The sequence below is a fragment of the Microbacterium sp. LCT-H2 genome (assembly GCF_001866135.1).
GTDB lineage: Bacteria > Actinomycetota > Actinomycetes > Actinomycetales > Microbacteriaceae > Microbacterium.
Window position 1 is genome coordinate 91,014 of record NZ_MODW01000007.1, and the last position, 12,646, is coordinate 103,659.

Below are 12,646 nucleotides of genomic sequence, written 5' to 3' on the forward strand. Positions count from 1 at the left end.
CCATGACGACAGTGGCCGTGCAGAGGCAGGCGCAGCGGCGCCGCTCGCCTCTCGTCGGATACCTGCTGCGGCGGGCCGGGACCTCTCTGCTCCTGTTGGTGGGCGTGACCATCGTCACGTTCGCGCTCACCAACCTGGTGCCGGGAGACCCGGTCTCGGCCGCGCTCGGTGAGGGCGCGTCGCAGAACCCCGCGACGCGCGAGGCGTTCATCAAGGCGAACGGACTCGACCAGCCACTGTTCGTGCAGTACTTCATCTACATGGGGAACCTGCTCCGCGGGGACCTCGGCACGTCGCTGGTGACCGGACGCCCGGTCACCAGCGCCCTCGCCACCGCCGTGCCCGCGACGATCGAGATCGCGATCGGCGCGATCATCGTCAGCCTCGCGGTCAGCATCGTGCTCGGCACTCTGGCCGCCTACCGCCGCGGACTCGTCACCGACCAGGTCATCCGCGTCGTGACGCTCGTCGGGCTCAGCGTCCCGACCTTCTGGCTCGCGCTGGTCAGCTTCTACGTGTTCTTCCTGGAGCTGCGGATCGCCCCGGGTTCCGGACGCATCTCGCCGTCGATCACCCCGCCGCCCCGCGTGACCGGGCTCTACACGGTCGACTACCTCCTCAACGGCGACGCGGTCGGCTTCTTCGACGCCCTCGCACACCTCGCACTGCCGGTCATGGTGCTCTCGCTCGTGACCATCGGACTGCTCACCCGCTTCATCCGCACCTCGGTGCTCGAGGTCCTCGGCAGCGACTACGTGCGCGCGGCACGTGCCAAGGGCCTGCCGGCCATGCGCGTCATCCTCGACTACGTGCTGCGTGGAGCATCGCTCCCGATCCTCACGGTGGTGGGTGTCGCGTTCGGGGCCCTGCTCTCCGGAACCGTGCTCGTCGAGTCGGTGTTCGCCTGGCCGGGGCTGGGCACCTACGCCTACAACTCCGCCGCGAACCTCGACCTGCCCGGCATCATGGGCGTGGGTCTCGTGGTCGGTGTCATCTACCTCCTCATCAACTTCATCGTGGACCTGCTCTACGGCGTGCTCGACCCGAGAGTGAGGATCGCATGAGCCGCATCGCCGCAGCGACCCCCGCCGGACGCTTCCGCTTCCGCTGGCCGCGCGCCTGGCGCACCCCGCTCGGCATCATCGGCACCGTCATCGCCGGTGCCTGGATCATCGTCGCCTTCACCGCGCAGTGGTGGGTGCCCTATCCGCCGAACGCGCAGGTGCTGCCCCGTCTGCAGCCGCCGGGCATCGACACGATCCTCGGTACCGACGGCAACGGCCGCGACATCTTCTCCCGGTTGATGACCGGCGCGACGGTGAGTCTGCCGCTCGCGCTCATGCTCGTGATCGCCGCCCTCATCATCGGCACCCTCGTCGGCGCGGTCGCCGGGTACTTCGGGCGCGCCGTCGACGAGACACTCATGCGCATCACCGACCTCTTCATGGCGTTCCCGACCGTGATCCTCGCCATGGTGGTCGCGGCCTCGCTCGGCCCCTCGCTGTTCAACGCCGTCATCGCCGCGATCGTGGTCTCGTGGCCGCAGTACGCCCGTGTCACCCGCAGCATCGTGCTCGGTCTCCGCGGGCAGAACTATGTGATCGCGGGCCGCCTGCTCGGGCACTCGCCGCTGCGCACGCTCTTCGTCGACATCCTGCCGAACATCGCCGGCCCGGTCCTCGTGCTCGCGACGCTCGACATCGGCGCGGCGATCCTGCTCCTCTCGGGGCTCTCCTTCCTCGGTCTCGGCGCGCAGCCGCCGACGGCGGAGTGGGGGTCGATGATCTCCGGGGCGATGCAGAACTTCGACGCCTGGTGGCTCGGAGTCTTCCCCGGCCTCGCGATCCTCACCGTGGTGCTCGCGTTCAACTTCCTCGGCGACGCGATGCGCGACGTGCTCGACCCGACCGCCGAGATCACACACGAGAAGCAGGCGGAGCACACCGCCTCCGCGACGGGGGTGCCCGCATGACCGCGCAGAGCACGGCGACGCTGAGCATCCGCGACCTCACGATCGACATCGGCCGTCCGCTCGTGAAGGGCGTGTCCCTGGAGCTCGAACCCGGGCGCATCCACGGTCTCGCGGGGGAGTCGGGCTCCGGCAAGACTCTCACCTCCCTAGCGGTGCTCGGCCTCCTGCCGCGACAGGCGAAGACCGGCGGCTCGATCCTGCTCGCGGGGGAGGAGCTCGTCGGTCGCAACCGGCGCGGGCTCAACCGCGTCCGCGGGAAGCGCATCGCGATGGTCTTCCAGGACCCGTCGGCCTCGCTGCACCCGCAGCTGCCGGTCGGCCGTCAGCTCACCGACCACATGCGCGTGCACCTCGGACTCAAGGGCGCCGCTGCGCGCGAGCGGGCGGTGGAGCTGCTCCAGACCGTGCAGGTGCCGAACCCGGCCGAGGCCCTGAAGCGGTATCCCCATCAGTTCTCCGGCGGACAGCGGCAGCGCATCGCGATCGCGTGCGCCCTCGCGTGCGACCCGGAGGTGCTGCTCGCGGACGAGCCGACGACCGCCCTCGACGTGACGGTGCAGGCCGGGATCCTGAAGCTCCTGCGCGACCTCGCGACCGAGAGGAACCTCGCCGTGCTGCTCGTGACCCACGACCTGGGCGTGATGAGCGCGATCGCGGATACGGTCGCCGTCATGAAGGACGGCCGCATCGTCGAGCTCGCCGATCGGGAGACGCTCTTCCGCGCCCCGCAGCACGAGTACACCCGCATGCTGCTCGCGGCCCTGCCGGGGTCGCGCATCGACGAGAGCCCCGAGGAGGCCGCGGATGAGTGAGGTCAGCGTCCTCGACGCCCGCGACGTGGTGGTGCGGTACCCGGGCAACCCGCCCGTGATCGCGGTGAACGGCGTCTCGCTGAGCGTGGCGGCAGGGGAGACGGTCGCCCTCGTGGGCGAGTCCGGCAGCGGCAAGTCGAGCCTGGCCCGCGCCGTCGTCGGCATCGAGAAGACCGCCGCCGGGACGGTGTCGTTCCGCGGCACCCCCGTCGCACCGCTGGGGATCCGTCGTCGTGACACGGCGCTCACCGGCATCCAGATGGTCTTCCAGGACCCGGCGACCTCGCTGAACCCGCGCCGGCGGATCGGCGACCAGATCTCCGACGGCATCGCGACCGCCCGCGCGCGCGGTGCCGCCGGTTCCACCGTGGAGGAGTGGCTGGAGCGGGTCGGACTGCCCGCCGAGGTGCGCACCCGCTTCCCGCATCAGTTCTCCGGCGGGCAGAAGCAGCGCATCGCGATCGCCCGGGCGCTCGCGGCGCGTCCCTCGCTGCTCGTCGCCGACGAGCCCATCTCCGCTCTCGACGCGTCCACCCAGACGAGTGTCGCGGGACTCATGCGCGATCTCGTGGCCGAGTCCGGCGCGGGGATGCTCTTCATCTCCCACGACCTCGCCGTCGTGCGCCGCATCGCCGACCGCACGTTCGTGATGTTCGGCGGGAGGGTGCTCGAATCCGGGCCGACCGACGAGCTGTGGGCGGCGCCGCGGCACCCCTACACGCAGGCGCTGCTCGCCGCGATCCCGGAGCCCGACGGTACCGGCCGCATCCCCGATGCCCCCTCCGCCGACGACCGCGCGGTCTGGGCCGAGGTGCCTCCCGTCGCCTACTAGAGGTCGGACACGGCGACCCGCGCCGACATGCTCCGTCAGTCGGAGTGCGTGCGTGACCGCGACCGCCGGTGGCGTCGGATCGACATGGCGATCCCGACGGTGATGGCGATCGCCAGCAGCGCCGCCATCAGTATCGAACTGGCGGTGTCGCTGATGAGACCCTGCATACGCAGGATGAGCACAGCAATGGCCACAACCAGCAGGGTCGCGGAGGCGATCCATCGTCCTGAGTAGAGCGCCATGATCCGGTCCTCTCGTTCATTGGGAGTAGCATCCGGTGATGATGCCGGCCCACTGGCGGAGCCGGATGCCCTTCCCGCTACGGGAGCAGCCGATCAACTGAGACTGATTGTTCCACGCCCATCCGAAGACGACGCCGGCCGTGACGCCGACAGGCCAGAACCGAGCTCCGAGGAGTCCCGCCAGGCCAGCCGCGTCTTTGACGACGCCATACTTCGAGATCAGTGTCTTCACTTTGCAGGAGTCGATACGAATGTCCTCCACTGTGACTCCGGTGGAGTAGTCGAACGTCACAAGAGTACCCGCCGCATTAGTGCGCTGTAATGTTACATTGCAGTCGAGGGGCTCGGCGATATACGACACGGCGCCGGAGCGAGCACGCCGGTGCCTTCTCGTGTCTCATCCCGACGCCGATAACGATCACCGCTGAGCCGACCTCCTTCGTGGTCAGGCCTTCGTCAGGGAGACTCGTTCGAGATGCGTCGGGCCCGATCGAGGTCTTCGGAACGGAGGAGCTTCGACGCCTGAAGGATCTCGACTCCGAGGAGGTGCCCGTCGGCGTCGAAATCGAGGATGATTTCCCCGGCCCCGTGCGGGTTGCGTATCTCCGGTACCTGCGCGACGGAATCACCCGCGAGGAGCTCACGCCCGACCGGGAGGTAGGCGGCATCCGCTTCGGGGTCATATCTGAGGTGCATCGACGGCCTCCGTTCCTTCCTCCGCCACCGGTCGTGGTGACGGCGAAGGGCCGGAGCGTGCGCTCCGGCCCTTCGCGTGTCTCGTCCGATCAGAGCGGCGCGACGATGTCCTGCTTCACGTCCCACTCGGTGATCTCGAGGGCGATGTCGACCGACTGCCCCTGGACGGTCGCGGAGCTGGTCGAGGCGAGGTTGACGTAGTCCTCGGTGACCTCGAACACGACCTCGACCGGCGTGCCCGCCTGCTCGACGGTGCCGCTGACGAGGTAGACCTTCTGGCCGAGGCGCTCGCCGGTGCCGGTCACGGTGAAGTCGCCCGTGATGGCCTTCGCCGTCTCGGCGGGGTCCATCGCGGTGACGTCCTTCGCGGTGGTGCTGAGGCCGGCGATGATGGGGTCGCTCGACGACGGGTCGGCGGCCTGCCAGTCGCTGGACGGCGACTTCACCCAGACGTCGTCGCCGATCGCGACGATCGAGCCCATCGGCGAGAGCGACTCCAGCGCCTTCTCGGACGGGTTGAAGCGCGTGGTGGACTCCATGCCCATCACGACGGTCTTTGCGGCGTAGCCGGCGGTGTCGGTCATGGCCTCGGCGATGCAGGCGCCGAGGGCCGAGCCGTCGACGGTGGCGCCGTCGGCCAGTTCGGGGCAGTCGGAGGACGGCGCTTCGGCCTCCTGCGATGCAGCCCCGCTCGGCTTCGACTCGGCAGGCTTGTCCGACGCTCCCGCCGAGCATCCGGTGAGCATGACGGCGGCGGCGAGAACGACGCCGACCCCCCACTTGTTGACGCGCATGGCGCCCCCCTCCAGGTCCGTGCCGATGACCGTCACCAGGCACGCCCTCCAGCATGCCAAGGACGGAGCGGATGTGCGGGAGGCGGTTCCGAGGAAACTCCGCTAGACTGTCGAGGTTGTCTGCCTTGCGGCGTCCATTCGGGATTCCACGGGCGGGCACGTGCACACACCCTCCTGCTCCCGGGAAATCCCCGAGAGCCGTTCTAGTCCGAAGGAGGTGGGTAAGTGACGCACCAGTACGAACTCATGGTCATTCTGACCCCCGAGATCGACGAGCGCCAGGTCGCCCCGACGCTCGACAAGTTCCTGAAGGTCATCACCAACGATGGTGGCTCTATCGAGAACGTCGACATCTGGGGCAAGCGCCGTCTCGCCTACGAGATCCAGAAGAAGACCGAGGGCATCTACGCCGTCGTCAACTTCACCGCGACCAGCGCCGCCACGCAGGAGCTCGACCGTCAGCTCAAGCTGAACGAGCAGATCATGCGCACCAAGGTGCTCCGCGCCGAAGAGGCTCAGGCGATGATCGCTTCCGAGGCCAAGCGCTCCGAAGAGAAGGCTGCCCGCAAGGCCGCCAAGGCTGCGAAGGCCTAAGTCTCATGGCCGGCGAAACCGTCATCACCGTGGTGGGCAACCTCACCGCCGACCCCGAGCTGCGCTACACGCAGAACGGGCTGCCGGTGGCGAACTTCACCATCGCATCGACGCCTCGCAACTTCGACCGTGCCGCGAACGAGTGGAAGGACGGCGAAGCGCTGTTCCTCCGCGCCTCGGTGTGGCGTGAGTTCGCCGAGCACGTGGCGGGCTCGCTCACCAAGGGCATGCGCGTGATCGCGCAGGGTCGTCTGCGCCAGCGTTCCTACCAGGACCGCGAGGGCAACCAGCGCACCGCGATCGAGCTGGAGGTCGACGAGATCGGCCCCTCGCTGCGGTACGCGACCGCGCAGGTCACCCGTGCGGCCTCGGGCGGTGGCGGCGGGGGACAGTCCCGTCCCGCGCAGCAGCAGCAGGTGTCGGAGGAGCCGTGGTCCACGCCCGGCTCGTCGACCAGCGCCGACGCCTGGAGCACTCCGGGCAGCTTCGGCGACGACACCCCCTTCTGAAAACACTTCTTCACGGGTGGGTCCCTGAGCTTGTCGAAGGGCCGCACCCCGCTCATCACTAAGGAAAAGCAATGGCTGGAAAGTCGAGCGGTGACCGCCGCAAGCCGCGGAAGGGCGCGAAGAACGCCGCCCCCGCGAAGTCCATCCGGGTCGGCGTCATCGATTACAAGGATGTCGCCACCCTCCGCAAGTTCGTCTCGGAGCGCGGCAAGATCCGCGCCCGTCGCATCACCGGTGTGTCGGTGCAGGAGCAGCGTCTGATCGCCACCGCGATCAAGAACGCGCGCGAGATGGCGCTCCTGCCCTACGCTGGCGCCGGCCGGTAAGGGGTACTGAGATGGCAAAGCTGATTCTCACGAACGAGGTCGCCGGGCTGGGTAGCGCCGGTGACGTGGTCGAGGTCAAGAACGGGTACGCCCGCAACTACCTCATCCCCCAGGGCTTCGCTACGGCGTGGACCCGTGGTGGCGAAAAGCAGGTCGCGTCGATCCAGGCTGCGCGTCAGGCACGCGCGATCCACGACCGCGACGAGGCTGTGGCCCTGAAGAACACCCTCGAGGGCACCAAGGTGCGTCTCGCGGTGAAGGCCGGCAAGGAAGGCCGTCTGTTCGGCTCGGTGAAGACCGCCGACGTCGCAGAGGCCGTCACGGCTGCGGGCCTCGGCTCGATCGACAAGCGCAAGGTGCACATCCCCTCGCCCATCAAGGCGACCGGTGAGCACGAGGCGACCGTGCGTCTGCACGAGGACGTCACTGCCGTCATCACGCTGCAGGTCGTCGCCGCCAAGTAAGGCACCCGACGGGCGACGCCTGTCGAACGAAACGCCCCCTGTCCTCCGGGACAGGGGGCGTTCTGCGTCGGGACGAGGACGAGCAATGGGCATTTCTCATACGCTGCGGCAACATGCCGTGCTGTTGGCTCGACCGCATGGCGACCCCCTTCTCCTCCCCGACGTCCAGAGCGCCCTGGGGCGATGCTGCGAAGGGGCTGCTGATCGTCCTCGTGGTGTTCTGGCACGTCGTGCTGAAGACCTACCTGCAGGTCGACTGGCGGCTCGGCATCCCCCTCCCCGGAGCCTGGGGTCTCGCGGCCGATCTCATCTGGCCGTTCCTCATGCCGTTGTTCCTGTTCCTGTCCGGGTACTTCGCCTCGGCAGCTTTGGCCCGACCGTGGGCCGTCGTGTTCCGTCCCCGCGTCGTCCGCTTCCTCTACCTGTATCTGCTGTGGAGCCTCATCCACGCCGCCGCGATGTGGGCGTTTCCGGACTTCCCGACGTTCGTGCCCCGGAGCGTCTCCGCGTTCGTGGAGGGGGTGACGATCAGCCCGCCGAACACCTGGTACCTCTACGCGCTCGCGCTGTACTTCGTCGTCGCGAAGGGCCTGCAGCGACTGCCGCGCGGCGTCCTGCTGGCGGGCGCCGGCGTGCTCTCGGTGGCGGTGGCCGCCGGACTGGTCGACGTGGTGAGCAACCGCGGATCGCTCCTCTACAACCTGTTCTTCTTCCTCGGAGGTGCGTACTTCGCGCCGCGCATCCGCCGCTTCACCGCTCGGCCGCGACCCGCACTCGCCGGGGCCCTGATCCTCGGCTACCTCGCTGCCTACGCCGTCATGCGCGTGACGGGCACGGAGACGGTTCCCGGGGTGTGGCCGGCCGTGTCCGTCCTCGGGGTGGCCATGGGACTCGCCGTCGCGCCCCTCCTCGCCGGCCTCCCTCCGGTCGGGCGGGGACTGCAGGCGCTCGGCGTCCGGACCCTGCCCATCTACCTCCTGCACATGCCGCTGCTGGCCCTTGCCGACGCCGCGCTCGTGGGAGTGCTGTCCGACGCGGGACAGGCCGTGCAGCTGCTCGCGGCCGTCCTGCTCCCGGTGGTGCTCACGGCGACTCTCGTCGCCGCGTGCATCGGCCTCGATCGCCTCACCGCTCGCGACGGACTCACCTGGCTGTGGGATCTCCCTCGTCGGCGGGCCGCGGTCGTCGGTGCGCCGCGCAGAGTCCCCTGGCGGACACCGGTCGCGGTGCTGAGCCTGGTGGGGGTCGGCCTCGCCGTCAGCGCCGCGGCGGCGATCCCCGCCCGCCCCGCCGCGATCGCCGACCGCCCAGGCACCCGCGCGGGAGAAGTCAGCATCGGCGCCGTGGGCGACATCCTGCTGTACGACGCGGCGCGCGGGATCCCGGCGGACCGCGGGCGATCGACCTTCGACGAGGTGCGCCCCTGGTTCACCGAGGACATCGTCACCGGCAACCTGGAGCAGGTGATCGCGGCGGACACCGGCATCGACAAGTGCGGCGGAAGCGATCACTGCCTCGCGTTCCGCAGCGAGCCGGATGCCGCTGCGGCGCTACGCGGCTTCGACGTGATCAATCAGGCGAACAACCACAGTCACGACTTCGGCCGGGAGGGCGTCGACGAGACGAGGGCCGTCTTGCGCGCGGAGGGCATCGACGCCGTTGGTGACCGGAACGAGGTCGTCGTGACGAGGGTAGGGGAGACCACCGTGGCCCTGGTCGGTTTCGCGCCCTATGGGGGATTCAACCGGGTCACCGACCTCCGTCACGTCGGTCAGGTGGTGCGCGCGGCGGCGGAGCAGGCCGATCTCGTCGTCGTCCACGCGCACATGGGTGCCGAGGGACCGGAGGCCGACGCGGTTACCGGGGGGACCGAGCACAGCTTCGGAGAGAACCGGGGTGATCCGCAGGCGTTCGCGCACGCGGCCGTCGACGCCGGCGCCGATCTGGTGGTCGGGCACGGCCCGCACGTCCTCCGGGGCGCGGAGTTCTACCGCGGCCGCCTCATCGCGTACAGTCTGGGCAACTTCGCGGGAGGGGGCGTCTTCGGGGCCGAGGAGGAGACGCGCTTCGGCGCCTACCTGTCGGTCCGTCTCCGTGCCGACGGAACGTTTCTCGGCGGACAGGTCCGCTCGATCCGCTTGGGGGCCGACGGCGGCGCCCCGGAGCCCGATCCGACCGGTCGGGCCGGCGCCCTGATGGACGAGCGCGGCCGGCGGGACTTCCCGGGCAGTGCTGTCGTCGTCGACGCCGACGGGTCGATCGTCCTGCCGTGAGGATAGGCTGCTGGCCATGACGGACGACGTTCGCAACGTGCACGAGGCCCTGTCCACCATCCACGAGCACTGGCAGCCGCACCGGCTGACGAGCGTCAACGACTACGACGTCAAGGTCGTGAAGCTGCAGGGCGAGTTCGTCTGGCACACGCATCCCGAGACCGACGAACTGTTCTTCGTGGTGAGCGGACGCCTGACGATCCAGCTCCGCGACCGCGACGTCGTCCTGAACCCGAACGACGTGTTCGTGGTGCCCCGGGGCGTCGAGCACTGCCCGAAAGCCGAGGAAGAGGTGCACGCGATCCTCTTCGAGCCGAAGGGTACGGTCAACACCGGAGACGCAGGCGGCGACATGACGGCGGAGCTCCAGGAGCTCGGCTAAGCCCCCGCATCGCGTCTGCGGAGAGCGCGTCAGGGCCAGCCGTGGCGTCACGGGGGAACGTGAGAAGACCACATACAATCGCTGTGCGATCAGTGATCCGGGGGGATTCATGCACACGCGTATTCACGTCGGTTTTCAGGCCGTCGAGGCTGCGGCTTTGTCGCTGCGGCATCTCGCGTCGGTGCGGGGAAAGGTCTCTGGCTTTGATCTCTCGTCGGTCGGGAGCGATCTCGCCGCGTCCGCGGCGCAGGCGTTCGCCAGCGGATGGTCGGATGCTCTACGCTTCCTCGCGTTCACGAGCACTGGGCTGGCCGGCGGGGTGGATGCGGCATTGGCTGACTTCCTGGCGGGGGAACAGGCTCACCTCGACGCGCTCACGATTTCGATCGGAGCGCTGGAGAAGTGAGCGCGCATTGGACGGACCGTGACCCTGGCGTCGGAGACATCGCGGCGTGCGTCGCCGCTGCAGCGTGGGCCGATGAGCAGTTGGTTGAACTCGCGAATGCGCAGGACACCGTGTCGTCGATCCGGAATGATCTCGACGGGGCGTGGACCGGGCGCGCTGCGGACGCGTTCCGGGCACGACTCGAAGAGTTTCGCGCCCGTCTCGAGGAGTCGACTGAGGCGATCGCCACCGCGCGAAAAGCGATCATCGCGTATGGGGATGCCGTAACGGAGATCGCCCGGCGGGCCGCACCTCTGAAGGACGAGCTCGCAGTTGCGCAGGCAGCCGTGAACGGAGCGATCAACGACGTGTCCTTCGGCGGCCACCCAGGGAGCCGTATCGATGCCGAGCAGCAAGCCCTCATAGCGGTTAGCACAGCCGCAACAGCGTTGAAGAAACTTGCGGTTGACCGTGCCGCCGCTGACGAAGACCTCGCGGTTTCGCTTGCGAAAGCTGCGTCGGCCGGGTGGGGCGACTTGGACTGCACAATCGATCTGGTCACCGGGACTCGGAGGGATGCCACGAATGCGCGGGTGATGGACCTGTTCGAGCATTTTCGAACAGGTGACGAGCGCGGAGCCGTGCTCACCGATCGCGACATCTTCGTGCAGGCTCTCAAACGCAGTGCCCACATTGCTGCAACGAGGGAGCAAGTACTCGCGGACTTGCGAGATGGCACGCTAGTTCCCGGCGGAGCACTCCGCGGTGATCGTTCCATCAGCGATCAGCCGGGGGTGCTTGTCGTTGACGGGATCAATGCGGTGTCCAGCACGTTGATGGGCACAGTCCCTGATGCCGTTCTCGGCGCACAGAACCTGCCCGAATCATTCCTCGGCTCCTACCGCGTTCAAGTCCGAGCCGGCGAACTCCGACCGGATGGTGGCGTGGAAGTGACGTATGTGATCAACAACGATACGTCCATCGACTCCGCCACCCGCATTCCCGGAACAGGCGGGGCTCACATCCCTGGGCTATACGGCGCTATGTCAGAAGCGAATGCGAAGGATGGCGAGTGGGCCACACATCACCAAACCATCGTCTGGACCGAAATGGTGTACCCATGAATTCGGGCTCCTCCGCCCGCCGACGCCTGGCAGGGGTGAGTGTCATCATTGCCGCAGTCATTTCTCTCACCGGGTGTGTGGGGCCGGAGGTCGCATCTCCGGTCGGTGAGTGGGTCGCTGTCGATGACGATCACGGCACGTTATCGATTCGTCCTGACGGCACCTTCACCATCACCGGCGCGTCATACAACCCCCTCGAAGACAGGGACGCTGACAACGACTTCAACGCCGCTGGGGCCTGGCGCATCGTGCGCGACAACAATGATCTCCTTCTGGACTTTGAAGAAGCCTCGGATGGGGAGTGGAGTGTCGAGCCGAGCGGGATCGTCGTTCCGTTCCGCTCTGGCGCCATCCGCTTCCATGACCCGGATGACGTCCTGGGTATCGAGTATCGACTCGTGGAGGAGAAGCCGGACTAGACGGACGTAGGTGCCGGGCGGGTAGAGGCTGCCATCTCGTTTCCCACGAGGACGACGTGACGAAGCTGCGCCTCGTCGAACGGGCGCACGGATGCCCCGCGGTGGGGGGACCACGGGGCATCCGCCGTTTGCGCGGCGGTCACGCTCGGCAGAGGAAGCGCAGCGAGGGCTGCACCGCACGGGCGGACGCTGCCGCGCACCGGCGGGGGCGAGTCTCCTCCCCCGAGGACATCGCCACCGCCGGGGCTCAGCGCCTACGCCGTGCGACGGCGCAGCAGGCCCGCACCTCCCAGCAGCAGGAGAGCGGCGAGGGCCCACAGCCACGGGGCCGAGGCGCCACCGGTCATCGCGAGGCCGGTGGCCTCACCCGTCGCGGCGGCACCCGCAGCCCACGGCATGCTGGTCATGCCGGCTCCGGTGCTCGGCGTCGTTCCCGGGTTCACTCCGGGGTCGGTGCCGGGGTTGGTGCCGGGGTTCGTGCCCGGGTCCGTGCCCGGGTCCGTGCCGGGGTTCGTGCCGGGGTTCGTGCCGGGATCGATCACCGTGCTCTCACCGACGACGGAGATCGCATTCCCGCCGATCGTGATGGGCAGCGTCACCGGGAGCTCCAGCTGAGTCCCGCCGAGGACGCTGTCGTCGCCGCCGGTAGTGCTGCCTCCGGTCGCGGGTGCGGTCGGGGATGTGGTGCCGCCGGTGGTGCCGGTTACCGTGGCGTCGTCGGTGACGGAGATGGCGTTGCCGGTGACGCCGATGGGGGCGGTCACGGGTGCGACCACCTGGGTGCCTCCGAGGATGCTGTCGTCACCGCCGGTGGTGCTCCCG

17 protein-coding genes and 1 pseudogene are annotated in these 12,646 nt (G+C 68.6%); 13 read left to right on the plus strand and 5 right to left on the minus strand.

What is annotated here, in order from left to right; genetic code table 11:
- The first annotated feature begins 2 nt into the window (after positions 1–2).
- The 4 genes from BK819_RS14785 to BK819_RS14800 are packed head-to-tail and all read left to right on the plus strand — an operon-like array spanning position 3 to position 3,616.
- Positions 3–1,064: an ABC transporter permease gene (locus BK819_RS14785; protein WP_071329803.1), complete on the plus strand. Its 1,062-nt coding sequence runs from the start codon at positions 3–5 to the stop codon at positions 1,062–1,064.
- Entirely contained in the window at positions 1,061–1,972 is a 912-nt protein-coding gene (locus tag BK819_RS14790) for an ABC transporter permease (RefSeq protein WP_025102819.1), read from the plus strand. The genes BK819_RS14785 and BK819_RS14790 overlap by 4 nt, the downstream gene beginning before the upstream one ends.
- Positions 1,969–2,784 carry an ABC transporter ATP-binding protein gene (locus tag BK819_RS14795; RefSeq protein WP_062637787.1) on the plus strand — a complete coding sequence of 272 codons (816 nt, stop codon included), beginning with the start codon at positions 1,969–1,971 and terminating at the stop codon, positions 2,782–2,784. Before BK819_RS14790 ends, BK819_RS14795 begins: the two co-directional genes overlap by 4 nt.
- On the plus strand, positions 2,777–3,616 hold the full coding sequence (locus tag BK819_RS14800; RefSeq protein WP_071329804.1) for an ABC transporter ATP-binding protein: 840 nt from the start codon (positions 2,777–2,779) through the stop codon (positions 3,614–3,616). The genes BK819_RS14795 and BK819_RS14800 overlap by 8 nt, the downstream gene beginning before the upstream one ends.
- Before the next feature lie 35 nt (positions 3,617–3,651).
- Here BK819_RS14800 and BK819_RS14805 read toward each other — a convergent pair whose 3' ends face one another.
- The 4 genes from BK819_RS14805 to BK819_RS14820 all read right to left on the minus strand — a co-directional run bounded on the left by BK819_RS14805 (position 3,652) and on the right by BK819_RS14820 (position 5,348).
- The gene (locus tag BK819_RS14805) at positions 3,652–3,858 is read right to left on the minus strand and encodes a hypothetical protein (protein ID WP_071329805.1); all 207 of its coding nucleotides are present in this window, start codon (positions 3,856–3,858) and stop codon (positions 3,652–3,654) included.
- A gap of 16 nt (positions 3,859–3,874) precedes the next feature.
- Positions 3,875–4,150: a hypothetical protein gene (locus tag BK819_RS14810; RefSeq protein ID WP_143049325.1), complete on the minus strand. Its 276-nt coding sequence runs from the start codon at positions 4,148–4,150 to the stop codon at positions 3,875–3,877.
- Positions 4,151–4,314: 164 nt separating this feature from the next.
- The gene (locus BK819_RS14815; RefSeq protein ID WP_071329807.1) at positions 4,315–4,554 is read right to left on the minus strand and encodes a DUF2283 domain-containing protein; all 240 of its coding nucleotides are present in this window, start codon (positions 4,552–4,554) and stop codon (positions 4,315–4,317) included.
- An 89-nt stretch (positions 4,555–4,643) separates the two neighbouring features.
- Positions 4,644–5,348: a hypothetical protein gene (locus BK819_RS14820; RefSeq protein WP_071329819.1), complete on the minus strand. Its 705-nt coding sequence runs from the start codon at positions 5,346–5,348 to the stop codon at positions 4,644–4,646.
- Between the two features lie 225 nt (positions 5,349–5,573).
- On the opposite strand from BK819_RS14820, the gene rpsF reads away from it, so the two are divergent.
- From rpsF to BK819_RS14865, 9 genes are all read left to right on the plus strand, one after another.
- On the plus strand, positions 5,574–5,942 hold the full coding sequence (gene rpsF / locus BK819_RS14825) for a 30S ribosomal protein S6 (protein ID WP_021201450.1): 369 nt from the start codon (positions 5,574–5,576) through the stop codon (positions 5,940–5,942).
- Positions 5,943–5,947: 5 nt separating this feature from the next.
- The gene (locus tag BK819_RS14830; protein WP_025102815.1) at positions 5,948–6,451 is read left to right on the plus strand and encodes a single-stranded DNA-binding protein; all 504 of its coding nucleotides are present in this window, start codon (positions 5,948–5,950) and stop codon (positions 6,449–6,451) included.
- A gap of 71 nt (positions 6,452–6,522) precedes the next feature.
- The gene (rpsR, locus tag BK819_RS14835) at positions 6,523–6,777 is read left to right on the plus strand and encodes a 30S ribosomal protein S18 (protein WP_017203799.1); all 255 of its coding nucleotides are present in this window, start codon (positions 6,523–6,525) and stop codon (positions 6,775–6,777) included.
- 11 nt (positions 6,778–6,788) lie between these two features.
- A complete protein-coding gene (rplI, locus tag BK819_RS14840) occupies positions 6,789–7,241 on the plus strand; it encodes a 50S ribosomal protein L9 (RefSeq protein ID WP_025102814.1) in 453 nt (150 codons plus the stop codon).
- Positions 7,242–7,378: 137 nt separating this feature from the next.
- Positions 7,379–9,514 carry a CapA family protein gene (locus tag BK819_RS16435; protein WP_177173852.1) on the plus strand — a complete coding sequence of 712 codons (2,136 nt, stop codon included), beginning with the start codon at positions 7,379–7,381 and terminating at the stop codon, positions 9,512–9,514.
- Between the two features lie 16 nt (positions 9,515–9,530).
- Complete coding sequence (locus BK819_RS14850) at positions 9,531–9,896, plus strand: cupin domain-containing protein (protein WP_071329808.1); 366 nt, start codon at positions 9,531–9,533, stop codon at positions 9,894–9,896.
- A gap of 109 nt (positions 9,897–10,005) precedes the next feature.
- Positions 10,006–10,302, plus strand: a complete 297-nt coding sequence (locus BK819_RS14855) for a hypothetical protein (protein WP_071329809.1) — start codon at positions 10,006–10,008, stop codon at positions 10,300–10,302.
- Complete coding sequence (locus BK819_RS14860; protein ID WP_071329810.1) at positions 10,299–11,405, plus strand: WXG100 family type VII secretion target; 1,107 nt, start codon at positions 10,299–10,301, stop codon at positions 11,403–11,405. Before BK819_RS14855 ends, BK819_RS14860 begins: the two co-directional genes overlap by 4 nt.
- Before the next feature lie 35 nt (positions 11,406–11,440).
- Complete coding sequence (locus BK819_RS14865; protein ID WP_071329811.1) at positions 11,441–11,824, plus strand: hypothetical protein; 384 nt, start codon at positions 11,441–11,443, stop codon at positions 11,822–11,824.
- Between the two features lie 254 nt (positions 11,825–12,078).
- Here BK819_RS14865 and BK819_RS14870 read toward each other — a convergent pair.
- Positions 12,079–12,646, minus strand: a pseudogene (locus BK819_RS14870) (hypothetical protein); the annotation flags it as partial.